This window comes from Corallococcus sp. AB038B (genome assembly GCF_003668955.1).
Lineage (GTDB): Bacteria > Myxococcota > Myxococcia > Myxococcales > Myxococcaceae > Corallococcus > Corallococcus exiguus.
Window position 1 is genome coordinate 1,049,890 of sequence record NZ_RAWO01000001.1, and the last position, 25,315, is coordinate 1,075,204.

A 25,315-nucleotide genomic window follows, 5' to 3' on the forward strand; every position below is an offset into this window, starting at 1 on the left:
GTTCAGGCCCCCCCGCCAACGACGTGGAGTTGCTGCACGCCCGCGGCCGGTGGCGGCCTGCGCGCCGCCCTTCGCGCCTGGAGCACGCGCTTGTAGTCGGACGGCATCACCTTCATGAACTGCGGCACCATCAGCTCCCAGTTGTCGAGCACCCGCCGCGCGAGCGCGCTGCCGGTGTGGTGCAGGTGGCGTTCAATCATCCCGTGCACGAGCCAGATTTCGGACTCGTCCACCAACGACTCCAGCTCCACCATCTCCAGGTTGCAGCGCTCGCGGAAGTTGCGCTCGCGGTCCAGCACGTACGCGGTGCCGCCGCTCATGCCGGCCGCGAAGTTGCGGCCCGTCTGGCCCAGCACCACCACCACGCCGCCCGTCATGTACTCGCAGCCGTGGTCGCCCACGCCCTCCACCACCGCCTGCGCGCCGCTGTTGCGCACCGCGAAGCGCTCACCCGCGAGCCCTCGCAGGTACACCTCGCCGGCCGTGGCGCCGTAGAGCACCGTGTTGCCGACGAGCACGTTCTCCTCGGGCGTGAAGCGGCTGCCCTCCGGCGGGTAGACGATGATGCGTCCGCCGGACAGCCCCTTGCCCAGGTAGTCGTTGGTGTCGCCCTCCAGCTCCAGCGTCACACCCGATGCGAGGAACGCGCCGAAGCTCTGGCCCGCGGAGCCCTTCAGCTTCACCCGCAGCTTCCCGTCTGGCAGCCCCTGCGCGCCGTGGCGGCGGGCAATCTCGCCGGACAGCATGGCGCCCACCGCGCGGTGCGTGTTCGCCACCGGCAGCGTCAGCATCAACGGCGGCCCGCCCGCGAGCACGGACTGCGCCTTGGTCAGCAGCTCGTGGTCCAGGTGGTCCGCCACGTCCTTGCGGTGCGGCGTCTGGCAGTGGCGCGGCTCGGTGGCCGGCGCGGACGGCGCGGTGAGCAGCGCGGACAGGTCCAACTTGCGCGCCTTCCAGTGGTCCACCGCCGCACGCTGGCGCAGCAGGTCCACCCGGCCCACCAGCTCATCCAGCTTGCGCACGCCCAGCGCCGCCATGTGCCGGCGCAGGTCCTCCGCCAGCAGCAGGAAGAAGCTCACGACGTTTTCAGGCGTGCCCTGGTAGCGCTCGCGAAGCGCCGGGTCCTGCGTGGCGATGCCCGCCGAGCAGGTGTTGAGGTGGCACTTGCGCAGCATGATGCAGCCCACGGACACGAGGCTCGCGGTGGCCAGGCCGAACTCCTCCGCGCCCAGCAGCGCCGCCACCAGCACGTCGCGCGCGGTGCGCAGGCCGCCGTCCACCTGCACGCGGATTCGTGAGCGCAGGCCGTTGTGCACCAGCACCTGCTGCGTCTCCGCCAGCCCCAGCTCCCACGGCAGGCCCGCGTGCTGGAGGCTGGAGAGAGGAGAGGCGCCCGTGCCGCCCTCGTAGCCCGCCACCACCACGCAGCCCGCGCCCGCCTTGGCCACGCCCGCGGCGATGGTGCCCACGCCCACCTCGCTCACCAGCTTCACGCTCACGCGCGCCTTCGCGTTCACGGACTGGAGGTCGTAGATGAGCTGCGCCAGGTCCTCGATGGAGTAGATGTCGTGGTGCGGCGGCGGCGAAATCAGCGTCACGCCCGGCGTGCTCCAGCGCACGCGCGCAATCCGCTCGTCCACCTTGTGGCCCGGAAGCTGACCGCCCTCGCCGGGCTTGGCGCCCTGGGCCATCTTGATTTGGAGCTCGTCCGCGTTGACCAGGTACTCGGCCGTCACGCCGAAGCGCGCGCTGGCCACCTGCTTGATGGCGCTGCGGCGCGAGTCGCCGTTGGGGTCCTTGGTGTAGCGGCGGGACTCCTCTCCGCCCTCGCCGCTGTTGGACTTGCCGCCCAGCCGGTTCATCGCGATGGCCAGCGTCTCGTGCGCCTCCGCGCTGATGGAGCCGAAGGACATGGCGCCGGTGACGAACCGCCGCGCCAGGTCCAGCGCGGGCTCCACCTCTTCCAGCGGCACCGGCGTACAGCCGTCCGTCACCACGTCCAGCAGGCCGCGCAGGTTGCTGTGGTCGCGCGTCTCGTCGTCCGCCAGCTTCGAGTACTCCTGGAACTGCGCCGAGTCGTTCGCGCGCACCGCCGCCTGGAGCTTCGCCACGGTGGCTGGGTTCCACTTGTGGCGCTCGCCCTGCCGGCGCCAGCGGAACTGACCGCCCACGGGCAGCAGGTCCTCCTCGCCGTCCGCGCCGACGCCGAAGCCGCGTGCGTGCCGCTCCGCCACCTCGCGGCCCAGCTCCGGAAGGCCCACGCCCTCCACTCGCGACGACGTGCCGGTGAAGTGCTTCTCGATGAGGCTTCGCTGGAGCCCCACTGCCTCGAAGAGCTGCGAGCCGCGGTAGGACTGGAGCGTGGAGATGCCCATCTTGGACATCACCTTGAGCAGGCCCTCCTCCAGGCCGTGGAGGTACTGCGCCTGCGCCTTGTCCGCGTCCGCCTTGAGCTCTCCCGCGTCCGCCAGCGCGCGCAGCGTGTCCAGCGCCAGGTATGGGTTCACCGCGGACACGCCGTAGGCGAACAGGCACGCGAAGTGGTGCACCTCGCGCGCCTCCGCCGTCTCCAGCACGATGCCCGTGTACATGCGCGTGCCGTCGCGCACCAACCGCTGGTGCACCGCGGACACGGCCAGCAGCGCGGGGATGGCCGCGTGCGCCGAGTCCACGCCCCGGTCGCTCAGGACAAGGATGCTCGCGCCCGCGTCGACGGCATCCACCGCCGCCGTGCACAGCCGCTCCACCGCGACCTCCAGCGCTGTCGCCGCGCCGCCAGCGTGCGGGTACAGCAGGCTCAAGGGACGCGGCTCGAAGAGGCCCGTGTCTCCACGCAGGTTCGCCAGTCGCGCCAGCTGACCGTTGGTGAGGATGGGGCCGGGCAGGGACAGCCGGTGGCACTGCTCCGGCGTCTCCTCGAAGGTGTTGCCCTCCGGGCCCAGCGCCGTGGCCAGCGTCATCACCAGCGCCTCACGCAGCGGGTCGATGGGCGGGTTGGTCACCTGCGCGAAGAGCTGGTGGAAGTAGTTGAAGAGGGTGGGGGCCTGGTCGCTCAGCACCGCCAGCGGCGTGTCCGTGCCCATGGAGCCCGTGGGCTCCTTGCCCGTCTCCGCCATGGGCACCAGCGTGGTGCGCACGTCCTCATCCGTGTAGCCAAACGCGCGCTGCGTCCGCCACAGCGTCTCGCCCTTCAGGCGCGCGGGGGCAGGGACGGCGGGCAGGTCCTCGAAGGTGAAGACGTTGCGCTGGAGCCAGCGGCGGTAGGGCCAGCGCGAGGTGATTTCATGCTTCACCTCCTCGTCCTCCAGGATGCGTCCCTCCGTGGTGTCCACCAGCAGCATGCGGCCCGGCGTCAGCCGGCCCTTGCGGCGCACCTGTGACGGAGGCACGTCGATGACGCCCGTCTCCGACGCCAGGATGATGCGGTCGTCCTCCGTCACCAGGTAGCGCGCGGGGCGCAGGCCGTTGCGGTCCAACGTCGCGCCAATGAGCTGTCCATCCGTGAACGCGATGGCCGCGGGGCCGTCCCATGGCTCCAGCAGGGACGCGGAGTACTCGTAGAAGGCGCGGCGCTCGTCGCCCATCTCCTTGTGACCCTCCCACGCCTCCGGGATCATCATCATCATCGCGTGGGGCAGGGTGCGGCCGCCCAGATAGAGCAGCTCCACCATGTTGTCGAATTGCGCGGAGTCGCTCTTGCCCGGGACGATGATGGGCCACAGCGGCTCCAGGCTCCCGCCCAGCTTCGCCGTCTGGAGCAGCCCGCGCCGCGCCGTCATCCAGTTGCGGTTGCCACGCAGTGTATTGATTTCACCGTTGTGCGCGATGAAGCGGAACGGCTGCGCCAGCTCCCACGTGGGGAAGGTGTTGGTGGAGAAGCGCGAGTGCACCAGCGCCAGCGCGCTGACGAACTCCGGGTGCCGCAGGTCCGCGTAGAAGCGCGGCAACTGCCGGGGCAGGAGCAGCCCCTTGTAGATGAGCGTCTCCGACGAACAGCTGGCCACGTGGAAGCGCCCCTGCGGATCCACGCCGCGCGCCTGCACGCGGTTCTCCACCAGCTTGCGGATGCGGTAGAGCTTGCGCTCGAAGGCGCTGGGCACCACGCGGCGCCGAGCGATGAACAGCTGCCGGATGAACGGCGCGGCCTCTCGCGCGAGCGGCCCCAGTTCCTCCGGTGCCACCGGCACGTCGCGCCAACCGAGCAGCCGCTGCCCCTCCTCCTCCACCACGTCCTCGAACAGCGCCTCGCACGCGCGGCGCGCCTCTGGCTCCTGCGGCAGGAACACCTGCGCCACGCCGTACTGGCGGCGCGGCGGCAGCTCGAAACCCAGCCGAGGCGCTTCATGGTTGAAGAAGCGGTGCGGCAACTGCACCAGGATGCCAGCGCCGTCACCCGTCTCCGGGTCGCGCCCTGCCGCGGCGCGGTGGCTCAGGCGGTTGAGCAGCTCCAGCGCGTCCTCCACGATGCCCCGCGAGCGCTGTCCCCGGATGTGGGCCACGAATCCCACGCCGCAGGCGTCGTGCTCGGTCTCCGGCTCATACAGCCCGTAGCGCGGAGGGAGGGTGAACGGCATCGTCAGAACCCCTTTCCCGCATGACGCGGGAAGCCAAGCTGTGGAGCCTCCAGGCTAACGCGGCGTGTCGCGGTCCGTAAAGACAGGGCGACTCAGGGGGTCGAGTCACCGGGTGGAGTGGTGCCGGGGAAACAGGCACTTCGTGAAATCTCACGCCCCGTGCGTCCCCCGTCGCATGCGTGAATGAACGGACGACAGTGGGCTGCGATGAACGGCCAACATTCAGCGCAATTGGTTCTTTCCCCCTGCCGCGCCGCTTCCGATCCTCCGGCCACTTTGGAACTGATGCAGCGGCTGAAGACGGAGACGCGTCCCCACCACGAGCGTACGGAGGGCGTGGTGCGTCTGATGGACGCGCACCTGACGCCCGCGGACTACCAGCGCCAGCTGGAGGCCTTCTACGGTCTCTACCTGCCCCTGGAGGCGCTGCTCGCCGGGCCCCTGGCGGCCCTGGAGCCGGCGCTGGACCTGGGGGCGCGCTGGAAGACGCCGCTGTTGGAAGCGGACCTGCGCGCCATGGGGCACGACACGGCCTCGCTCGCGCGGCTGCCGCGAGCTTCTTCGCTGCCGTCGCTGCCGGGCCTGGCGGAGGCGCTGGGCTGCGCGTACGTGCTGGAGGGCTCTACGCTGGGGGGCCAGCTCATCCTGCGCCACCTGACGCGCCACTTCGGGTCGGACGCGCGCGTGGGGAGCTTTGCCTTCTTCCGGGCCTATGGCGACCAGGTGGGCCCCATGTGGCGCGCGTTCGGTGAAGCCCTCACCCGGGCGTCCGAACGGGCGGCCTCCGAGACCTTCGACGCGGCCGTCGTGCAGGGCGCCCGCGACACCTTCGACACCTTCGCCGCCTGGTTGATGCGAGAGCACGATGTCCCCGTCCGTCTCTGATGCCGACCTCAGCGTCTGTGACCGCGAGCCCATCCACCTGCTGGGGGGCATCCAGCCCCGGGGTGTGCTCGTCGCCTTTCGCAGGGACACGAAGGCCGTCGCGGTCGTGAGCGCGAACGTCCAGGCGCTGCTCGGCGCCGGGCCGGATGCGCTCCTGGGCAAGCCCCTCTCCGGCGTGCTTCCTCGCGGGCTGCTCGCGCGCGTGGAGGCGGGCAAGGGGCCGGGGCCCGTCACCGTGGAGGTGTCGGGACAGCGCTGCTCCGCGCTCCTGCATGACAGCGACGGCCTGCGCGTGCTGGAGCTGGAGCCGCTGGCGGACGAGGACGTGGGCTCGGACGAGACCGCGCTGAGCGCGGTGCAGCGGCTGGTGTCACCGTTGGCTCGCGCGAAGGGCACGGTCGCGCTGCTTCAAGAGGCCGCGGACGCGGTGCGGGAGCTCATCGGCTACGACCGGGTGATGGTCTACCGCTTCCACGCGGACTTCCACGGCGAGGTCGTGGCGGAGAGCGTGCGCGAGGGCGTGGACTCCTTCATGGGCCTGCACTACCCCGCGAGCGACATCCCCGCGCAGGCGCGCGCCCTCTACACGCGCAACCCCATGCGCCTCATCGCGGACGTGGACGCGAAGGCCGTGCCCCTGGTGCCGCCGGTGCTGCCCGGCACCCAGCGCCCGTTGGACCTGTCCGGCTCCGCGCTCCGCAGCGTGTCGGAAATCCACCTGGAGTACCTGCGCAACATGGGCGTGGGCGCGTCCTTCAGCGTGTCGCTCCTGAAGGACGGACAGCTCTGGGGGCTCATGGCCTGCCATCACCTGGCGCCCCGCACGGTGTCCGCCGCGCGGCGGCAGGCGTGCGAGTTGCTGTCGCGGCTGTTGTCGCTCCAGCTCTCCGCGGAGGAGCGGAGCCTGGAGTCCGCCGCCCAGGCGCGCCGCGCGTCGCTGCTCAACGCGCTGGTCCTTCCGAACCTGGGCGAGCGCAGCCCGGCGAAGGCGCTGGAGGCGCAGGCTCCGCTGCTGATGGAGCTCACGGGCTCCCACGGCGTGGCGCTGGTGCTGGGCGCGAGCGCGGGTCCGGAGGCGTCGCCCCTGCTGCTTGGCACCACTCCGTCCGCGGAGGAGGTGCGCGCCCTGGTGGCGTGGCTTTCGGAGCGGGAGCTGCCGGACGAGGCCTTCCACGTGGACCGGCTGGGGGCGGTGTACCCGCCGCTGGCCTCGCGCGCGGACGTGGCCGCGGGCCTGCTGGCGGTGCGCCTGGACCCCTCCGTGCCGCACTTCGCGCTGTGGTTCCGCCCGGAGGTGGCGCGCACCGTGTCGTGGGCCGGCAATCCGAACAAGCCCGTGCGTCCGGAACCGGGCCATGCGCGGCTGCGGCCCCGCACGTCCTTCGACGTGTGGCGTGAGGAGATGAAGGGCGCCTGCACCCCGTGGTCCGCGCAGGACCTGGAGGCGGCGCGCGCGCTCAAGGGCGCGCTGGTGGGCGTGGTGCTGCGGCATGCGGAGGAGCTGGCCCGGCTGTCGCGGGAGCTGGCCCGCTCCAACGCGGAGTTGGACGCTTTCGGCGGCACCGTGGCGCACGACCTCAAGGAGCCCCTGCGCGGCATCCTCCAGTACAGCTCCTTCCTCCAGGAGGACTTCGGCCCCACGCTGGGCGCGGACGGACTCGGGCAGTTGGAGTCCCTGGCGTGGCTGGCGAAGCGCACGCACGAACTGCTCGACAACCTCTTCGAGTACAGCCGCCTGGGCCGGCTGGAGCTGTCGTGGGAGGAGACGGATCAGCATGCCCTGGTGGAGGACGTGCTGAGGACGCTGGGCGCGCGGCTGGAGGAGGGCAGGGTGGAGGTCCGCTTGCCCCGCCGCCTGCCCACGGTGGCGTGTGACGCCGTCCGCATCCGTCAGGTGTGGGCCAACCTCATCAGCAACGCGGCCAAGTACCAGACAGCCGAGCCGCGCTGGGTGGAGGTGGGCTTCCTGGGGCCAGGAGAAACGCGCCCGGAGGCGGCGCGGCATGTCACCGTGCCCTACCTTTTCTACGTGAAGGACCCCGGCATCGGCATCGCGCCGCAATTCCATGAAGCCATCTTCGAGCTGTTCCGCCGCCTGCACCCCGCGCAGGCCTACGGCGGCGGCACGGGGGCGGGGCTGGCCATCGCGCGCCGGCTGGTGTCGCTGCACGGCGGCATGCTCTGGGTGGACTCCGCGCTGGGAAGGGGCTCGACGTTCTTCTTCACACTGGGCGAGGCACCGCGATCATGAAGCCGCTCCTGCTGGTGGAGGACAGTGATCCGGACGCGGAGGCGCTGATGCGCATCGCGAAGCGTCTGCCGCTGCCCGTGCCGGTGGTGCGCGTGCGCGACGGCGAGAACGCCCTGGACTACCTCTACCGGCGCGGTGTCCACGCGGCCGCGGAGCGCCCGGTGCTCATCCTGCTGGACCTGCACATGCCGGGCATCGGCGGGCGCGAGGTGCTGGCCACGCTGAAGGCGGACCCCGACCTGCGCTCCATCCCCGTCATCATCTTCTCCTCGTCCGTGGCCGCGGAGGATGTGGACGGCGCCTACGCGGACGGTGCCAACAGCTACCTGTTCAAGCCCGAAGTCGGTCCCCAGTTGCAGGCCACCGCCGAAGCACTCCATGCCTTCTGGTTCAAGGCCGCGCGTCTGCCCGAGCCCCAGGAGCCGGAAGCATGAGCCTGCGCGTGCTGCTGGTGGACGACGGCATGGCGGACCGCCTCGCGGTCAGCCGCGCGCTGGCGCGTGACCCGGACATGCAATGGGATGTGGTGCCGGTGTCCTCCGCGGAGGACGCGCTGGCGTACCTGTCCGGCAACGCGGTGGACGCGATGCTGCTCGACTACCACCTGCCCGGCATGAACGGCGTCACCCTGCTCAAGAAGATCACGGAACTGGGCCTGCCCAGGGTGCCCGCCGTGGTGGTGCTCACCGGCAGCGGCAACGAGCGCGTGGCGGTGGACGCCATGAAGGCCGGCGCCCAGGACTACCTGGTGAAGGAGGCCTTCAGCCCGGAGCGCCTTCGCCGCAGCCTGCGCGCCGCGGTGGACACGGTGCTGATGACGCGCGAGCTGGAGGAGCGCCGCCTGCGTGCCGAGCGCGCCGAGGCCGCCGCCCGCGAAGCCCTGGCCGTGCGCGATGAGCTCTTCTCGCTGGCGACGCACGACCTCAAGGGCCCGCTTCAAATCATGACGCTCAACGCCCAGGTGCTGCGCCGGCAGATTCCCCCCGACGCGATGACGCCCGCCCTGGAGACGCGTCTGGGCCACATCGTGCGCGCGGCGCACCGCATGGGCGAGCTCATCGACCACTTCCTGGAGGTGACGCGCGGCCAGGAGCGCCCGCTCAAGCGCGAGCCCATGGACCTGCTGGCCATGGTGCGCGGCAAGGTGCGCGAGCTGGAGGCCAACGCGTCACGCCACCACTTCGTCCTGGAGGCGCCGGACGGGCGCGACTTCACCGGCGAATGGGATGCGCACGCCCTGGAGCGCGTGCTGGAGAACCTGATGGGCAACGCGGTGAAGTACAGCGCCGCGGGCTCCACCGTCACCGTGCACCTGATGGTGGAGGAAGCGGAGACGCAGCAGTTCGTGCTGTTCTCCGTGACGGACCAGGGCATTGGCATCCCGGCGGGGGACCTGCCCTTCGTCTTCGAGCGCTTCCACCGCGGGCGCAACGTGTCCCGGGACGTGTCCGGCAGCGGCGTGGGCCTGGCCAGCGCGCGCCGCATGGTGGAGCTGCACGGGGGAACGCTCGCCGTGCGCAGCGTGGAGGGGCAGGGCTCCACCTTCACCGTGCGCCTGCCCCGGGGCATCACGGTCAGCGCGGGGCCCGCGCGGTCCACGTCCGAGCACACCGCGCAGTAGCGCGGCGCTTCAGGAGACGGCGGGCACTCCGCCGCGCAGCATGAAGAACACCACCACGCCCGTCACCGACACGTAGAGCCAGATGGGCGCCAGCCACCGCGTCACCTTGCGGTGCCGGGCGAACTGCTGCCGCCAGGAGAAGTAGAAGGCCACCAGCGCCATGGGCAGCACCGGCATGGACAGGATGACGTGGCTGGCCAGCAGCGTCAGGTACAGCCCGCGGAAGTCGCCCACGTAACGCGTGTCGCCATGCACGAAGTGGTAGGCGAGGTAGCCCACCAGGAACAGCGCGGACGCGGCGAACGCGCTCACCATTAGATTCTGGTGCACCTTCCGCGCGCCGCGCTTGATGGCCACCCAGCCGCCCAGCAGCAGCGCCGCCGCCGTCGCATTGAGCCCCGCGTTCACCGCCGGCATGAAGCGCAGGTCCACGCCCATTCCCGCACCTCCGCGCCGGATGAGCAGCAGCCACGCCAGCAGCGCCAGCGCGCCAGCGGACACCACGCCGATCGCGATGAAGAAGGACCGGTCGTTGGCGGACGAGGACGACGGGGAGAGCCCGGAAGCGGCGTTGGACATGTCCCCCTTGTGGACCGCGTCCGGGCGGCTTGCAACAGGGTCTCCAAGCGGAATCCTGCTAATACCTACATGTCGGTTGAATGGAATCGGTAAGGTCAACTAGATCTCAAACCGGAAATTCCTTCATACTTCGGTTCACTGCGTCACCCCCGACCCCCCCTCTCGGAGGTTCCCCGTGTTCAGCGTGCGTTGCCTTGCCCCCCTGGCGAGCGCCGCCCTCCTGCTCGCTCTGCCCGCAGCCGCTGAAGAAGCGGTGTGCGCGCCTGTGGCGAAAGTCCCCTTGGAGCGGCATCTCCGTCAGCTTTCTCTCGATTTGCTGGGACGTCCTCCGACCATGGAGGAGTACAAGGCGTTCCAGGCCAAGGGCTCCGTCACGGCGGATGACGTCCGCGCGATGATGAAGGATGAGTCCTTCTACGCGCGGATGCGCAACTACCACCGCGCACTGCTGCGCTCGAACATCAACTCGAGCGTGCAGGGCAACGGCGACTACCGTGTGTCCGGCACACCGCTGAGCTTCGCGGGCAACAACTCCAACAGCATTCGCGGCGGCCAGAGCCAGCGCTGTGACGGAGAGATCGAGCAGGACAGCTGCACGGCGAAGTTGCAGGACGCGCACCAGGACAGCTCCAAGCCCCTCGCCTGCCGCGACCCGTTCGGCGTGCCGCTGCCGGTCAGCTACGACTACGACACGAACTTCTACCAGTGCCGCCAGCTGGACGTGGCCTCCACGGTGCCGGAGCTGAAGTTCGCGGACTGCAACGCGCTGAAGGCCGACGCGACGTACGGCAAGTACGTGAACTTCTGCGACAATCGCTACCTGGCCTCCGCGAGCAAGTCCGTGGGCTACCTCTGCCTGCCAGATCCGAACAAGAACACCACCAATGTGCTGGTGCCGGAGCCGGCCACGGGCGTCATCACTGCCTGGGTGCAGCCACCGGGTGGGAACGGCACCCTGAAGTTGAATCGCTGCAAGTTCGACTCGTCGGACACGGTCGGCGAGTGGAAGGTGAAGTCGGGATCGGGGTGCGTGTTCCGCGAGGGCTACGTCACCACCACAGTGCAGCCCTACTGGTCCACCACCACGGAGACCGTGAAGGTGTGCGCCATCGAGGCGCAGAACCGCACGACGAACCCGTACTCGGGCCTGTCCTGTGAGACGTCGCGCTTCAACAGCGACCGCAGCTGCGGCTGCGGCGACAAGATGCGCCGCTGCGAAATCACCGACGTGCACACCGCGCGCGTCGCCGCCTTCAACGAGGAGCCGCTCTACATCACGGACTCCGTGGTGCGGAACGACGAGCCCTACTTCAACATCCTCACCACCCGCCGCTCCTTCGTGAACGGCACGCTGTCGGAGTTCTACCGGCAGCGCCAGGGTGCAGGCGTCTTCAGCATCAAGGCTCCCGCGGACAACGCGGTGCTGCCCGCCGTGACGTACGCGAACGCCACCCAGTGGAGCGAGTACGTCCGTGAGGGCACCCACTCCGGCGTGCTCACCACGCCCGCGTTCCTCTACCGCTTCCCCACGCAGCGGGCCCGCGTGAACGAGTTCTACGAGGCGTTCCTCTGCAAGCACTTCGCCCCGGCCGCGGACGCGAACCTGCCGTCCCCGGACGACATCTGCAACCGGAGTAACAACCTGGCCACGCGCTGCGGCTGCAACTACTGCCACGCCACCATCGAGCCCACGGGCGCGCACTGGGGCCGCTACGCGGAGCGCTCCGCGCTGTTCCTGTCCCCGGATCAGTTCCCCCGTCTGGACGTGAAGTGCCGCGACTGCGCCCTCGCCGGTAACACCAGCTGCGACAACGAGTGCAGCCAGTACGTGATGCAGGCCTTCGACGGCGACGGCGCCAACTCGCTGGGCCTCTTGAAGACCTACCTCTACCGCAGCGCGGACGAGGAGAAGAACATCGAGGGCGGTCCGCAGACGCTGGTGAAGCGGATGATGGAGACGGGCGACCTGGAGCGCTGCACCGTCAAGCGCGTCTGGAACGAGTTCCTGGGCCGCGCCATGACGGTCGAGGAGCAGCGCATGTACCTCCAGACGCTGTCGCAGGACTTCGCCAAGAACAACCACAGCCTCAAGGGCCTCATCGAGCAGGTGGTGATGTCCGACGCGTACCGGAGGATCGACTGATGCGCCGCCTTCTGCTGACCGCGCTGCTCGCGCTCGCCACGGGCTGCACCCAGGGCTCCGTGGACGTCCCCGCCAAGCCCGTCCCGCTGGACGCTCAGCTGGACCCCGTGCCCAACCCGCACGGGAACACGGATCAAATCGACCCGCTGCCGGACCCGGAGGCCCAGGGTGGCAGCGTGGGCCGCGCGCCCCGCCGCCTCACCGTCGCGCAGCTCAAGGAGTCCATCCGCATCGCCGTGGGCATGGAGTGGGATGAGCTGGAGGCACGCGCCCAGTCGCTGGGCCGCGCCGACTACGCGCTCATCACCTCCGAGAACACGGAGCCCAACCTCGTCTTCGCCCGCTTCCTGGACGACGGCGCGCGCAAGGTCTGCATTGCCCAGGCGCAGAAGGACATCGCGCAGGCGGACCTGAGCCTGCGCACCCTGGGGCGCACGCTGCCTTCGCCCATGAGCGACCTGACCAAGCTCACGGACGCGCAGGTGAACGAAACGCTCGTGTACCTCTCCACCCGGTTCTGGGGCGCGCCCCTCGCCGGTGACGAGCTCACGCGCTACGCGACGTTCTTCCGCAAGGCCTCCGCTCGGGCCGAAACCCTCAAGAAGCGCGACCAGGCGCTGGCGGTGGTCTGCATCGCCATGCTGACGGACTCGCGCTTCATCACCTACTGACCTTGACGGTGCCTGCGATGAAGAAGACACGCCAAGACGACCTCAGCTCCCCCGAGCGCCGCAACTTCCTCAAGGCAGGAGCCGGCTTCATGGGCTCCCTCCTCCTGGGAGGCATTCCCTTCAAGGCCGTGGCCCAGGCGACGAACATGGCGCCGCCCGACCGCTGCTTCGTGTTCGTGTATTTCAGCGGAGGGTGGGATCAGCTGCTCGCGTTCGACCCGCGTGACCCGGCGGTGTTCACCGCTGACAAGGTCAGCGACACGCGCATCATGCCGGGCTACAGCCTGCTCACCGACGCGGCCTACGCGCAGATCCCCGTCATCCCCAAGGACCGGGCAGGGGCGGCCCCGTCGAACATCGCGTTCGGGCCGGCCATCGGCGACCCGCGCGTGCCCAACCTGTCGGACCACTACGACCTGATGACGGTGGTGCGCGGCATCAACATGAGCACGCTCACCCACGAGGTGGGCTACCGCTACTTCCTCACCGGGAAGATGCCCATCGGCAGCGCGGCGCGCGGCTCCTCCACCGCCACGGAGATCGTGGGCCAGATGAAGCCCACGGTGCCCATCCCGTCCATCGCCCAGGGCGTGGAGTCCTACAACGACCGCTACGGCGGCTACGCCAACGCGCTGCGCGTGAGCGGCCTGGCGGACCTGGTGCTCACGCTGGATCCGCCCGTGGCGGCGCGCCAGCTGGACAGCGAAATCGAGAAGAGCCTCATCGACCTCAACGGCATGCCCATCACCTGCGAGGAGCAGGCGCTCACCGCGCGGGGCGTGGGCACGGCCTATGAGAGCAGCCGCGGTCAGATGCAGACCGTGATGGAGAACAAGCTGTCGGACTCGTTCCGCTTCCAGCTGGCGGCCAACCAGTCCGTGCGCGACTTCTACGGGCTCAACGGTCAGTCCTACCCGTACAACAGCGCCGCGGGCCGCGCCGCCATGGTGGCCACCGCCCTGAAGAAGGGCATCAGCCAGTGCGTGTCCATCAACCTGGCGGGCGGCCTGGACACCCACTTCGGTACGCAGCAGACGCACGCGACCAACCAGCGCGCGGGCTTCAACGCGCTGAACCTGCTGGTGACGGACTTGCGCGCCACCCAGCACCCGGGCGGCGGCAACTTCATGGACCACACCACCATCCTGGTGTTCAGCGAGTTCGCTCGCACGCCCACCATCAACGCCACGGGCGGCCGTGACCACCACCTGTCCAACAGCTGCCTGTTGATGGGCGCGGGCATCAAGCACAACACCGTGGTGGGCCGCAGCGGTGACATCGGCATGTCGCCGGGTCTGGTGGACCTGCGCACGGGCGCCAATGATCCGAACGGCTCCAACATCTTCCCCGAGCACATCATCGCGACGGTGCTGGCCTCGGCGAAGTTGGACTACAGCATCACGCGGGTGGACCCGCTGCGGTTCATCCTTGCCTGAGTCTTGATGAGCACTCCCCTCATGCGTCCCCGTCCGCGCCACGGTTCCCCCACCGTGGCGCGCTTCCTCCCCACCTCGCTCCTGCTGATGTCCGCGGTGCTGTCCACCGCGTGCGGCGAGGACGCACCCCCGGGCAGCGACCCGGCGAAGCCCGCGGTCTTCACGGCCCACCAGGTCACCACGGGGCAGTCCCTGTCCGCGGTGCCCGGCTTCGCGGACCAGTCCGGCGGCGGAATCTTCGCCACCGCGACGGGTGAGGCCGTGCGCCTGCGGCTGGATGGCACCAAGGCCGCGCTCTCCGCCCATCCGAAGAACACGGCGGCGCCAGGCTCCGTGCGCGCCACCTTCCGCCTGGGGCCGCACAGCGCCCTGGTGGAGACCGACCGCGGCCTGTTCCTCGCGGACCAGGGCTGGCTCATCGAACCGCTGTGGCAGGAGGTGCTGGGCACCGGCATCGTCGCCACCGCGCAGACCGCGGACGGCGCTGCCTGGATTGCCCACCCCAAGGGCCTGTTCCAGATCCAGGGCGGCGTGCTCGCGTCGCTGAAGCTGTCCGGGCAGCCGCTCTCCGGCATCACCACCATGGCGGCCGCGCCCGCGGAGGACGGCCTCGCGGGCCTGTGGTTCGCGCGCGAGGGCAAGCTGAACGTGGTGGTGGCGTCCGCGCCGGGCGTCTACCAGGTGCGCGGCACGGACGCGCCGCTCGCGGGCGGTGAGACGGTGCGCGCGCTCGCGGGGCTGAGCGCGGGCACGGGCACGGCAGGTGAGACCTGGGTGCTCACCAGCACCCGCCTGCTGCGCCGGAACACGGACGGCTGGAGCACGGTGTCACTGCCGGCGCTGCCCGAGCAACTCATGAGCGCGGGGCGCTACCTCTGGGCCCGCGCCGGGGACCGGCTCTTTACCTACGACGCGGACGCGAAGGTCTGGGGCTCCGCGGAGGGGCTGCCGTCCGGCTCGGTGGTGCTGCTGGCCGCGGACGAGAGCGGCTGCGCGTGGGTGCGCGTGGGCGAGCAGGCCCTGTCCATCAGCCAGACGCCGGCGCCGCGCGTGACGGGCATGCACCAGGGCATGCTGGTGGTGGAGGACGGGCTGGTGGTCCAGGCCCGCCTGCCGCCGGGCACCGCGCCGAAGAGCGTCCACTTCCAGCTGGAGAACCAGGATGTCGAAGCCACCGGGCCCGCGTTCAGCATGGGCGGTCTGGAGGCGGACGGCGAGACGCTCAAGGCGTTCTCCTTCTCCACCCTGGCGCCGGGCGGCCACACACTGAACGTCGTGTCCCGCTTCGAGGACGGTTCGGAGGCGCGCCGGCAGATGCCCTTCCTCTACCAGCCGCTCACCACGGTCCCCAGTTGGGCGCGCGACATCCGGCCCGTGCACGAGGCCCGCTGCGCCAAGTGCCACATCACCAGCCCCGGCCGGCCGCTGAACACCTACGAGTTGTGGAAGTCCAACGCCCAGCTCATCAACGCGGCGGTGCGTGACCTGCGCATGCCCGCGGATGGGCCGTTGGATCCGCAGGGCATCGCCCTCATCCAGCGTTGGGTGTCTTCCGGCGCGCTGCCCTGAAGTCCCTGCTTCAAGACTGCTTCTTCGTCAGTGCATGCGCCCGTCTTCCTTTCGTCCCCGGGGAGGACGGGCGCCCCCTTCCGAGGCACCCCCATGAAACGTCTCCTCCGCGCGACCCCCCTCGCCGCGCTGCTGACCCTGGCCTGTGACGGTGAGCTCAAGCCCGCCGAGCAGCTCCCCTACGTGGGCCCCTGCGAGGGCCTTGCCCCGCTGTCGCTGGCGGCGGAACCCACGACGGTGCGCTCCGGCGACGTGGCCACGCTGACGGCCGGCGGCGGCAGCGGCCACTACTCCTTCCGGGCGGAGGCAGGCGGCACCTCCGGCGACATGCGCGGCAACCGCTTCGTCGCGGGCGGCACGGCCGGCGAGGCCACGCTGACGGTGGTGGATGAGCAGTGCGGTGGCGCCACCAGCGTGCGGGTGAAGGTGATCTCCAGGTTCGGCGTCGCGCCCGCGCGCGCGATGCTGCGGCCGGGCACGTCCTTCCAAATCGCCACCGAAGGTCTGGTGGGCACGGCGACCTTCACGCTCACCGGTAACGGCTCCGGCGCCACGCTCACCGACACGGGCCTCTACACGGCGGGGCAGGTGGAGGCGCAGGACGTCATCACGGTGCGCGACACGAAGTCCGGCGACACGGAGTCGCTCCAGTACACCGTGAGCAAGGCCGCGAAGCTGGTGGGCGACCCGCAGTACCTGGGCGTGCCGTCGGGCTCTTCCGCGCCGCTGGGCACGACGGGCGGCTCGGACCGCGTGACGTGGACGAAGAAGTCCGGCCCCGGCTCCGTGGTGAACGGCCGCGTCGTGGTGGAGGCAGGCGCGACCGGCACCGTCGTGCTGGAGGCGAAGGACGCCTTCACTGGCGACGTGGCCCCGGTGTCGGTGCGCGTGCTGGACGAGCTGACGCGGCCCCTGCTGGCGCACGGCAAGCTGTCGGACGTGGCCACGCTGGTGACCGCGGACTTCGACGGCGACGGCATCCAGGATCTGGCGGTGGGCCAGCGCGAGAGCGAGCTGTCGCGCCCCACGGGCGGCGCGGTGTTCATCTACAAGGGCAGCGCGTCCGGCCTGCCCGCGAAGCCCACCTGGGTGCTGACGGGTGAAACCGAGGGCGCGCTCTTCGGAGACATGCTGGCCGCGGGTGACCTGGACGGTGACGGCATCGCGGACCTGGCGGTGTCCTCGCCGGCCGCGGACGTCACCATCGGTGACTCGGGCGCGGTGTACCTCTACTCGTTCAAGCCGGGGCAGGCGCCCGCGCTGATGAGGCCCGCGCTCACGGGCCTGGGCCGCGGCGGGTTCGGCACGGGTCTGGCCATCGCGGACGCGGATGGCGACGGGGACATGGACTTGTTCGTGGGCTCGCCCGGCGCGGACCTGTCCACCCTCTCCGGCATCAGCCGGCGCGGTGTCATCGACATCTTCATCCTCACCAAGGGACAGGCTGTTCCGGACCTGCCGGTGGTGCGCCTGGGTGGCCAGGACGTGAAGGATACCGGCGAGTTCCTGCTGAAGAGCACCACGGAGCTGGGCCGGGCGCTCGTGGTGGCGGACCTCAACGACGACGGCCGGCCGGACCTGGCGGCGCTGCACCGGCTGACCCGTTACAATGCGGACGGCACCGCCAATGGGCAGCAGATGGCCGTGGCGGTGTACTTCGCGCGCGACACGGCGCCGCGCTATCGCTCCGCGCCGGACCAGTACGTGCTGGTGTCCAACACCGCCGTGGAGACGATGGCCAACGAGGGCACCTTCCGTCTGGGCGCCATTCCGGGTGAAGGCAGCCGGCCCCCGTTCCTCCTGGTGATGGCGGACAAGGCGGACGCGCCGGACCTGCGCACGTCGGGCGGCGTGGCGGCGGCGCAGGACGCGGGGGGCGCGTACCTGTTCGACCTGCGGGGCGCGACGCTGCCGGCGGATCCAGCGACGGTGAAGCCAGCGACGGTGCCGCTGGCGAACGCCTACGCGCGCTTCTACGGAGACGCGCGAAGCATCACTGCGACGCGCAGCTGGGCGGTGATGGACGTGGACGGCACTGCGGGCCCGGAGCTGCTCCTGGGGGCTCCGTACGCGGCGGTGACGGCGGGGTCGGCCACGCTGGGCAATGCGGGCAAGGTGCTGGTGTTCCCGCTCACCGGCCTGTCGAAGGACACGGTGATGAACAAGCCGCTCGCGGCGTTGGGTGGCGCGGCGAAGTCGGAGGTGCTGGGCGCGGGCCTCGCGGCGTGGAACCTGCCTTCCGGTCCGGTGCTGGCGGGCTTCTCTGGCCGCGCGTCTTCCACCGCGGGCGCGTTCACCGGTCGCGTGGATGTCTTCTCCAAGGCGGGTGCGACGATCGCGGAGTGGTCGCGCAGCGGCATGGATGTCACGGCGAAGGCCAGCGTGGAGCGCTTTGGTGAGACCGTGGCCGTCGCGCGCCTCAACGACAAGGTGATGGCCCTGGTGGGCTCGCCGGGCTTCTCCGGCCCGGGCCCCAACGGCGACGGCGCGGACATGACCGTGGGCCGCGCGTACACCTTCGACACCGCGGAGCCGGGCAAAGCCATCGTGTCAGGGGAGGGCGCCAGCTCTCCGTGGCACGGCGGCCGCAACGTGGGCGTGGACGTGGCGTTCACGGACTTCAACGGCGACGGCCGGCCGGACATGGTGGCCGGCGCCACCGGGCTCGTCATCCCGGCGACGAACTCCGCCGCGACGGAGCGGGACCCCTACGTGGCGAACGCCTGCATGACGACGGCCACGCAGTCGCTGGGCGGGTTGCTGGTGTCGCTGGGGCAGGCGGACGGCACCTTCAAGCAGGCCTACCGCGTGTTCGCGCCGTCCGTGGTCACCGGCTGCGACGATGCCGCGGCTGCCCGGTGCAAGCGCACCAGCATTGGCCGGGGTGTGGTGGGCGGCTTCGACTTCAACGGCGATGGCAAGCAGGACCTGGGCGTGCTGCGGGATCGGGGCTTCGAGCTGTTCCTGGGCCGTGCGCCCGAGGATGCGTCGCTCGCGAAGATGACGCTGGCCTGCGACCCCCTCTACTCCTCCTACTTCTCCGCCGCGACCTCCGGGCAGCAGACGTCCGCGCCCGCCGTGCTGGGCGACCTGAACGGGGACAAGTGCGATGAGGTGGCGTGGCGCTACAACGACGGCACCCGCTCCGGCATCGTCATCCTCTATGGCTACGACACGGGAGGCACCCGGTGCGGTGGCCGCACGACGCCGTCCATGGTGCGCATCGCGGGCGACCTGGAGAAGAACATCGCGCTGATGAACCTGGGCATTGCCACCACGCGCGCGGGGAAGTTCTTGGGAGACTCGCGCGACTTCATCGCGGTGTCGGCCAACAACTACCTGTTCGAGGGCGTGAACCAGCCCACGGTGCTGCTCTACGACGTCGCCGCCATCAACGCGAAGCGCCCGGCCAATGGCGCGTCCATCAACGAGACCGTGGTGGGCGCCATCAACGACGGGCTGACCCCCATCCCCGTGACGTACCGCGCCCGCGCGGTGAGCTTCGGCACGTCGCTGTCGGGCGGTAGGGACCTGAACGGCGACGGCGTGCCGGACTTGTGGGTGGGCGCGCCCAATGCGTCGGTGGCCTCGGACGGCGACGGCGCGGCGTTCCTCTTCGCCGGCGGCGCGAAGTCCACGGGCCCGCTGTCGCCCTTCCTGCTGGTGGTGGGCGACGGCGCGGAGCGCTCCTATCTGGGCCAGTCCATCGCCGTCGTCCCGGGCTCCGGAGGCTCGCCACCGTCGGTCGTCATCGGCGCGCCGAGGAGCTACCGCACCGGCACGCAGAACGGCACGGCGTACTCACTGCCCCTGCCGTTCTGATTCACCCCGCGGGTGGGGCTTCCGGAGGCACCTTCGCCTCCGGGGCCTCGTCGCGGTTGGCGAGCGCCGCCGCCGTGAGGATGAGCGCGCCGCCCGCGAGCAGCGACGGCGTGAGCGGCTCGCCCAGCAGCGCCACGCCCAGCGTCACCGCCACCAGCGTGTCCAGCAGTGCCATGGCGCCCAGCGCCGCCAGCGAGATGCGCGGCAGCAGCCAGTACAGGCACTGGTAGGTGAGCACCGTCCCGCCCAGCGCCAGGTACAGGAGCGCCCCAATCGCCTTCGGTGTCCAGTGCGCCGGCTGGTTCCACTCCAGCATCGCGGACGCGGAGAGCAGCAACACCGCGCTGCTCAACGTCTGCACCAGCGTCAGCAGATGAGGCGGCACGTGCGTCATGTGCCGGCGCACCAGCACGTTGGCCACCGCCACCACCGACGCCGCGAACAGCGTCATCCCGCAGCCCAGCAGCACCTGTCCGGAGAAGCTGAGTGACACCAGCTCCTTGTACTGGAGCGCCACCACGCCCGTCAGGCCCAGCGCCGCGGCGAAGAGCTTGCTCCCGGTGAGCGGTTGGTCCGGAAACACGAAGCGGCCCACCATCAGCAGCCACACCGGGAAGGTGGAGAAGAGGAGCGCGGACCAGCTGGAGGGAATCCACTGCTGCGCCACGAAGAGCAGCCCGAAGGGCACCGCCAGTTGGAGCACGCCCAGCCCCGCGATGCGCCACCCGGTGCCGCCCCCCAGCGCCGTCCCGCGCGAGCGCGCGAAGGGCAACAGCGCCACCCCGGCCACGAGCATGCGCGTGCCCACGAAGCGCAGGGGCGGCAGGTCCTCCAGCCCCACCTTCACTGCGGCCCACGTGGAGCCCCAGAGGATGAAGCAGGTGGCGTAGGCGAGGGACACCTTCCACCGCGGCGCGGGCTGCGCGGCCGGGGTCACGACGGTCACGGACGACATGGCGCCGCCGCACTAGCACGCGCCGCCCCTTCGGGAAACATCCGTTCAGGGCGCGGCGCGTCAGCCGCAAGCTCACTCGTCTGGCAGCACCTGTTTCACCCGGAGCACGGGCGCGAACAGGTCCCCCACGGCGTCCAGGCGCTTCTTCAGCGTCTTCAAACGGAAGCGGTACGGGTCCAGGCGGCCGTTCACCTCGCTCCAATCTAGCGGCGCGGAGAAGGGCGCACCCTCCACGGCGCGCAGGGAGTAGGGCGCCACCACCGTCTTGCCGCGCGCGTTCTGTCCCGCGTCGATGTAGAGCCGCCCGCCGCGTTCGCGGATGGAGCGCTCCGTGGTGGCGATGTCGCCCAGCTCCTCCTCCAGCTCGAGCGCCCGCGCGTTCGCGAACGCCTGGGTGCGCGCGTAGGTGTGGCCCGGCGCCAGGGGCACCAGCACGTGCAGGCCGCGCTTGCCGGACGTCTTCGGGAAGCCCTTGAGCCCCAACTCGTCCAGGCGCGCGTGCAGCAGGGTGGCCACCTTCACCACGTCCTTCCAGCCACCCTCGCCAGGGTCCAGGTCGAACACCACGAAGTCCGGCTGCGCCAGCCGGGGCGCGTGGGACAGCCACATGTGCAGCGTGAGCGCGGACTGGTTGGCGAGCCACAGGAGCGCGGACGCGTCCTTCACGTTCACGTGGCGCAGCGTCTTGTCCTCGTGGCGCACGCGCAGCGTGGGCATCCACGTGGGGATGCCGGACAGCTCGTGCCGGAAGAAGCCCGGGGCCTGGATGCCCGCGGGCCACTGCTGGTGGGCCAGGGGCCGGTCCGCGAGCACGGGCAACAGCAGCGGCGCCACCTGCTCGTAGTACGCGAACACGTCAGCCTTCGTGAGGCCGGACTCGGGGAACAGCACGCGTTCGCCGTGCGTGAGGGCCACCTCCGGCGCGCGTTGCTTCCCTCGCGGCGTCTTCACGGCGGGCGCCTTCGCGGTGCGGGCGGCGGCCTGCATGGGCGCGCGCCGCGAGCCCCGGCGTGCGGCGCCTTCGATGGGGGCGGGGTGTTCGCGCACGACCTCCTTCGGGACCTTGTCGCTGCGCAGGCCCTGGAACACGGGATGGCGCAGGCGGCCGTCCTTCGTCCATTCGGTGAAGTTCACCTGGGCCACGTACTTCGGCTTCACCCAGACGGTGTCCGTGTTCGTGGGCGCATCCACGGCGGCGGGCTTCTTCACGCGCGTGGCGTCCAGCAGCCAGCGCAGCTCGCGGCGGTCCGCGGAGGTGTAGCCCGTGCCCACCTTGCCCACGTCGTGGAAGCCGTTCTTGCCGTGCACGCCCACGCGCAGCGCGCCAATCTCCGACTTCGCCCGCGCGTTCTTGATGGGCAGGTACCCCAGGATGACGACCTCCTGGCCCGCGACCACCTTCAGCTTCAGCCAGTCCCCGGAGCGCGTGCCCGTGTAGGGCGCGTCCGTGCGCTTGGCGATGATGCCCTCCCACCCCTTGCGCCGCGCCTCCAGCAGGGCGCGCGACAGCGGCAGGTCCAGCTTCTCGGAGAGCTGCAGCGGCGACTTCACGTCGGCCATCAGCTGCTCCAACCGCGCGCGGCGCTCCTCGTAGGGGAGCTCGCGCAGGTCCTCGCCGTCCAGCCACAACAGGTCGAACACCATGAAGCGCTGCTCCGCGCCTTCCTCCGTGTGCTGCAGGAGCTGGAAGCGCGAACGCCCCTTCTCGTCGAGCGCGACCACCTCTCCGTCCACCACCACGTCGCGCACGGGCAGCTCGCGCAGCGAAGCGGCGAGCCGGCCGAAGCGGCTCGTCAGGTCGTTGCCCCGGCGGCTCTGGAAGGCGAACTTCCCCTTCGTGAGGGCGCACACGGCGCGGAAGCCGTCGTACTTCACCTCGTAGGAGTGCGTCTCGTCGTGCACTTCGTCGGACACCGCCAGCCGCGCGAGCATGGGCGGCCACACGCGCTCCAGCAGTTGCTCCGGCGTCTTCGCGGGACGCGCCGTCTTCTTCGCGGCCTTGCGCACGGGCGCCGCGGGCTTCTTGTCGCGCAGCACGCCGGGCTTGCGAGGCCCTTGTGTCTTCACCTGGCCGCTCTTCACGGACTCGGGGCGCTCCAGGGTGACGTCGTAGTCGGCCTTGGCGTATGCGTCCTTCGCTTTGAAGAAGAGCCACTGCGCCTTGCCGCCGCGCGGACGCGTGCGGATGATGTGCCAGCGTCCCTTGAGCTTCGCGCCGTGCAGAAGGACCTCCAGGTGCCCGCGCTTCAGCTGCGCCTCGGCGTCGCCGGGAGGCACGACCTCGAAGGTGCCGGACTCCCAGAGCAGCGAATCACCGCCGCCGTACTGGTCATCCGGGATGTGGCCCTCGAAGTCCGCGTAGGAGCGCGGGTGGTCCTCCGTCTGGACCGCGAGCCGCTTCACGGAAGGGTCATGGCTGGGGCCCTTGGGAATGGCCCAGCTCACCAGGACGCCGCCAATCTCCAGGCGCAGGTCGTAGTGCAGGCGCGTGGCGTCATGTTTGTGGATGACGAAGACGGGCGCGGACGTCCTCGGCGCCACCACGTCCGAGGACGGCTCGGGGGTGAGCTGGAAGTCGCGCTTCGTCTGGTAACGCCGCAGCCGCTTCTGGGTCTCGGAGGTCTTCACCCTCCAACGCTCTGCACAGGAGGGCGGGCGCGCAATTCCTTACATGGCCTGGTGGGCGACCAGGAGGGCAGGCGCTCCATGCGGACTCGGGACCCGCTTTTCGGCCACACCCCCGAGTGAAACGCAGGCTGCCCGCCTGCCCTGGGTGCGGAGGAGGGATGGGTACCGGGGAGGGCCGTTGGTTCCGCGCGGAAGAGGCCCCACGTTGTTCGGGCCCAAGCATTCTCGGCACCCGGTTGGAGGAGGCACCCATGGCCAACAAGTCCGAAGTGGATCGCCTGCACAGCCTGGCCCAGCTCGATGCCGACGCGGTGGGCGCGTATGACGTGGCCATCGCGCGCATCGGGCCCGCCCTGGTGCGTGAGCGCCTCAACAGCTTCCGCGCGGACCACCTGCGCCACGTGCAGGACCTCAACGCGCTCATCCAGCACTTCGGGGGCGAGCCGGTGACGCTGCGTCCGGACCTGAAGGGCTCCGCGATGAAGGGCCTGACGGCCATGACGGGGCTGATGGGGACGGAGGCCACGCTGTGGGCCATGCTCGGCAACGAGGAGCTGTTCGACCGGGCCTATGAGCTGGCGCTCCAGTTCGAGTGGTCTCCGGAGGTGAAGGCCCTCATCCGGAAGCACCGCGAGGACGAACGGCGCCACGGCACGTGGATCCGCGACGCGGTGCGCACCCGGCCCTGGGCGGACAGCCGACTGCCCTTCATGGACACCGCCGAAATGGGCGCCTGAAGCCGCTACCGCGCGTCGAGGGGAACTGGCATACGCTGCCGCGCGTGAGCGACATCACTGTCTACCAACCCGACTTCCTCTTCACGGAAGGGCGTTTCCACGAAGGCCGAGCGCTGGCGGTGGGCGCGGATGGCCGGGTCCTCGCCGCGGTGCCCGAAGGCGCGCGCGTGGAACGGCTCGCGGGGCGGGCGCTGTTGCCGGGGCTCGTCAACGGCCACTCGCACGCGTTCCAGCGGCTCATCCGCGGGCGCACCGAATACGTGGCGTCCGCCGGAGGACAGGACGACTTCTGGTCCTGGCGCGAGGCGATGTACCGCGCCGCGGAGGCGCTCACGCCGGATGAGATCCACATCGCCTCCCGGCAGGTGTTCCTGGAGATGGTGCTCGCGGGCATCACCACGGTGGGCGAGTTCCACTACCTGCACCACCAGTCGGACGGGACGCCCTACGCGGACCGCAACGCGCTGGCGCACGCGGTCATCCGCGCGGCCACGGACGTGGGGCTGCGCATCTGCCTGCTGCGGGTGGGCTACGCGCGAGCGGGCTTCAACGTGCCCGCGAACCCGCGCCAGCGCCGCTTCATCGACGCGGACGTGGACACGTTCCTGTCCACCACGGAGGCGCTGGCCCACGCGACGCGTGGTGACGCGCGGGTGAACGTGGGGCTCGCGCCGCACAGCGTGCGCGCGGTGTCGCGGGACTGGCTGACGCAGGTGGCCCGCTCCGCGCCCGCCGGCATGCCCATCCACATGCACGTGGCGGAGCAGCCGAAGGAGATCGAGGCGTGCCTCGCGGAGCACGGCCGCCGTCCGGTGGAGCTGGTGTCGGACGTGGGCCTGCTGGGGCCGCGCTTCACGGCCGTGCACGGCGTGCACCTGACGGAGGACGAGGTGGCGCTGCTGGGCCGCGCGGAGGCCACGGTGTGTGCGTGCCCGTCCACGGAGCGCAACCTGGGTGACGGCATCGTGCCGGCGGACGCGCTGGTGAAGGCCGGGGCGCGCGTGAGCTTCGGCTCGGACAGCCAGACGGTGGTGGACCTGCTGGACGAGGCCCGGCAGCTGGAGCAGCACCTGCGGCTGGTGCGCCTGCGCCGCGCGGTGCTGGACCCGGGGACGGGGACGCTGGATGGACTGGCGGCGCGGCTCTTCGACATGGCCACGGTGCAGGGCGCGCGAAGCCTGGGGATGGGCACGGGCACGCTGTCGCCGGGGTCGCCCGCGGACTTCTTCACGGTGGACGTGCATCACCCGTCGCTGGTGGGCGCGAGCTCCGAGTCGCTCCTGCCGGGCATCGTCTTCGGCGCGGCGGGAGGCGCGGTGCGCGAGGTGGCGGTGGCGGGGCGGCTCGTGGTCCGGGACGGCCGCCATCCGCTGACGGAGGAGAGTGGCAGGGCCTTCCAGCAGCTCGCCCGGCGCCTCTACCCGTAGGGGAGGGGACCCGGTTC

General features: G+C 70.7%; 15 protein-coding genes. 11 read left to right on the forward strand and 4 right to left on the reverse strand.

Annotation, left to right across the window (positions count from 1 at the left end; genetic code table 11):
- Positions 1-2: 2 nt before the first annotated feature.
- Positions 3-4,574 carry a glutamate synthase large subunit gene (gene gltB / locus D7Y04_RS04390; RefSeq protein WP_121758411.1) on the reverse strand — a complete coding sequence of 1,524 codons (4,572 nt, stop codon included), beginning with the start codon at positions 4,572-4,574 and terminating at the stop codon, positions 3-5.
- 285 nt (positions 4,575-4,859) lie between these two features.
- Here gltB and D7Y04_RS04395 point away from each other — a divergent pair, with 285 nt between their 5' ends.
- The 4 genes from D7Y04_RS04395 to D7Y04_RS04410 are packed head-to-tail and all read left to right on the forward strand — an operon-like array spanning position 4,860 to position 9,331.
- Positions 4,860-5,459, forward strand: a complete 600-nt coding sequence (locus tag D7Y04_RS04395) for a biliverdin-producing heme oxygenase (protein ID WP_121758412.1) — start codon at positions 4,860-4,862, stop codon at positions 5,457-5,459.
- Entirely contained in the window at positions 5,440-7,710 is a 2,271-nt protein-coding gene (locus D7Y04_RS04400) for an ATP-binding protein (protein ID WP_121758413.1), read from the forward strand. Before D7Y04_RS04395 ends, D7Y04_RS04400 begins: the two co-directional genes overlap by 20 nt.
- The gene (locus tag D7Y04_RS04405; protein WP_199749615.1) at positions 7,707-8,144 is read left to right on the forward strand and encodes a response regulator; all 438 of its coding nucleotides are present in this window, start codon (positions 7,707-7,709) and stop codon (positions 8,142-8,144) included. The genes D7Y04_RS04400 and D7Y04_RS04405 overlap by 4 nt, the downstream gene beginning before the upstream one ends.
- Complete coding sequence (locus D7Y04_RS04410; protein WP_121758415.1) at positions 8,141-9,331, forward strand: hybrid sensor histidine kinase/response regulator; 1,191 nt, start codon at positions 8,141-8,143, stop codon at positions 9,329-9,331. The genes D7Y04_RS04405 and D7Y04_RS04410 overlap by 4 nt, the downstream gene beginning before the upstream one ends.
- A 9-nt stretch (positions 9,332-9,340) precedes the next feature.
- On the opposite strand, the gene D7Y04_RS04415 is transcribed toward D7Y04_RS04410, so the two are convergent.
- Positions 9,341-9,910 (reverse strand): DUF420 domain-containing protein, encoded by a 570-nt coding sequence (locus D7Y04_RS04415; RefSeq protein ID WP_121758416.1) that lies wholly within the window; start codon positions 9,908-9,910, stop codon positions 9,341-9,343.
- Between the two features lie 334 nt (positions 9,911-10,244).
- Here D7Y04_RS04415 and D7Y04_RS04420 point away from each other — a divergent pair, with 334 nt between their 5' ends.
- The 5 genes from D7Y04_RS04420 to D7Y04_RS04440 all read left to right on the forward strand — a co-directional run bounded on the left by D7Y04_RS04420 (position 10,245) and on the right by D7Y04_RS04440 (position 19,551).
- Positions 10,245-12,053 (forward strand): DUF1585 domain-containing protein, encoded by a 1,809-nt coding sequence (locus D7Y04_RS04420; RefSeq protein WP_233601269.1) that lies wholly within the window; start codon positions 10,245-10,247, stop codon positions 12,051-12,053.
- Positions 12,053-12,724 carry a hypothetical protein gene (locus tag D7Y04_RS04425; RefSeq protein ID WP_121758418.1) on the forward strand — a complete coding sequence of 224 codons (672 nt, stop codon included), beginning with the start codon at positions 12,053-12,055 and terminating at the stop codon, positions 12,722-12,724. The genes D7Y04_RS04420 and D7Y04_RS04425 overlap by 1 nt, the downstream gene beginning before the upstream one ends.
- Positions 12,725-12,741: 17 nt before the next feature.
- Complete coding sequence (locus tag D7Y04_RS04430; RefSeq protein ID WP_121758419.1) at positions 12,742-14,160, forward strand: DUF1501 domain-containing protein; 1,419 nt, start codon at positions 12,742-12,744, stop codon at positions 14,158-14,160.
- A 6-nt stretch (positions 14,161-14,166) separates the two neighbouring features.
- Positions 14,167-15,729: a hypothetical protein gene (locus tag D7Y04_RS04435; RefSeq protein ID WP_233601270.1), complete on the forward strand. Its 1,563-nt coding sequence runs from the start codon at positions 14,167-14,169 to the stop codon at positions 15,727-15,729.
- Positions 15,730-15,822: 93 nt separating this feature from the next.
- A complete protein-coding gene (locus tag D7Y04_RS04440; protein ID WP_121758421.1) occupies positions 15,823-19,551 on the forward strand; it encodes a VCBS repeat-containing protein in 3,729 nt (1,242 codons plus the stop codon).
- Between the two features lies 1 nt (position 19,552).
- On the opposite strand, the gene D7Y04_RS04445 is transcribed toward D7Y04_RS04440, so the two are convergent.
- Both D7Y04_RS04445 and ligD read right to left on the reverse strand, forming a co-directional pair.
- On the reverse strand, positions 19,553-20,506 hold the full coding sequence (locus D7Y04_RS04445) for a DMT family transporter (protein ID WP_120593359.1): 954 nt from the start codon (positions 20,504-20,506) through the stop codon (positions 19,553-19,555).
- 72 nt (positions 20,507-20,578) lie between these two features.
- Positions 20,579-23,134 (reverse strand): DNA ligase D, encoded by a 2,556-nt coding sequence (gene ligD, locus D7Y04_RS04450; protein WP_121758422.1) that lies wholly within the window; start codon positions 23,132-23,134, stop codon positions 20,579-20,581.
- A 251-nt stretch (positions 23,135-23,385) separates the two neighbouring features.
- Between ligD and D7Y04_RS04455 the strand changes: the two genes are divergently transcribed.
- Together D7Y04_RS04455 and hutF are read left to right on the forward strand one after the other, a co-directional pair.
- Positions 23,386-23,871, forward strand: coding sequence for a ferritin-like domain-containing protein (locus tag D7Y04_RS04455; protein ID WP_120593357.1), 486 nt, complete (start codon positions 23,386-23,388; stop codon positions 23,869-23,871).
- A gap of 44 nt (positions 23,872-23,915) precedes the next feature.
- Complete coding sequence (gene hutF / locus D7Y04_RS04460) at positions 23,916-25,298, forward strand: formimidoylglutamate deiminase (RefSeq protein ID WP_120593356.1); 1,383 nt, start codon at positions 23,916-23,918, stop codon at positions 25,296-25,298.
- Positions 25,299-25,315: the final 17 nt, after the last annotated feature.

Coding starts and splice junctions, on each gene's coding strand:
- gltB (WP_121758411.1), bottom strand. CDS start 4,574: ATGCCGTTCACCCTCCCTCCGCGCTACGGGCTGTATGAGCCGGAGACC.
- D7Y04_RS04395 (WP_121758412.1), top strand. CDS start 4,860: ATGCAGCGGCTGAAGACGGAGACGCGTCCCCACCACGAGCGTACGGAG.
- D7Y04_RS04400 (WP_121758413.1), top strand. CDS start 5,440: ATGTCCCCGTCCGTCTCTGATGCCGACCTCAGCGTCTGTGACCGCGAG.
- D7Y04_RS04405 (WP_199749615.1), top strand. CDS start 7,707: ATGAAGCCGCTCCTGCTGGTGGAGGACAGTGATCCGGACGCGGAGGCG.
- D7Y04_RS04410 (WP_121758415.1), top strand. CDS start 8,141: ATGAGCCTGCGCGTGCTGCTGGTGGACGACGGCATGGCGGACCGCCTC.
- D7Y04_RS04415 (WP_121758416.1), bottom strand. CDS start 9,910: ATGTCCAACGCCGCTTCCGGGCTCTCCCCGTCGTCCTCGTCCGCCAAC.
- D7Y04_RS04420 (WP_233601269.1), top strand. CDS start 10,245: ATGGAGGAGTACAAGGCGTTCCAGGCCAAGGGCTCCGTCACGGCGGAT.
- D7Y04_RS04425 (WP_121758418.1), top strand. CDS start 12,053: ATGCGCCGCCTTCTGCTGACCGCGCTGCTCGCGCTCGCCACGGGCTGC.
- D7Y04_RS04430 (WP_121758419.1), top strand. CDS start 12,742: ATGAAGAAGACACGCCAAGACGACCTCAGCTCCCCCGAGCGCCGCAAC.
- D7Y04_RS04435 (WP_233601270.1), top strand. CDS start 14,167: ATGAGCACTCCCCTCATGCGTCCCCGTCCGCGCCACGGTTCCCCCACC.
- D7Y04_RS04440 (WP_121758421.1), top strand. CDS start 15,823: ATGAAACGTCTCCTCCGCGCGACCCCCCTCGCCGCGCTGCTGACCCTG.
- D7Y04_RS04445 (WP_120593359.1), bottom strand. CDS start 20,506: ATGTCGTCCGTGACCGTCGTGACCCCGGCCGCGCAGCCCGCGCCGCGG.
- D7Y04_RS04455 (WP_120593357.1), top strand. CDS start 23,386: ATGGCCAACAAGTCCGAAGTGGATCGCCTGCACAGCCTGGCCCAGCTC.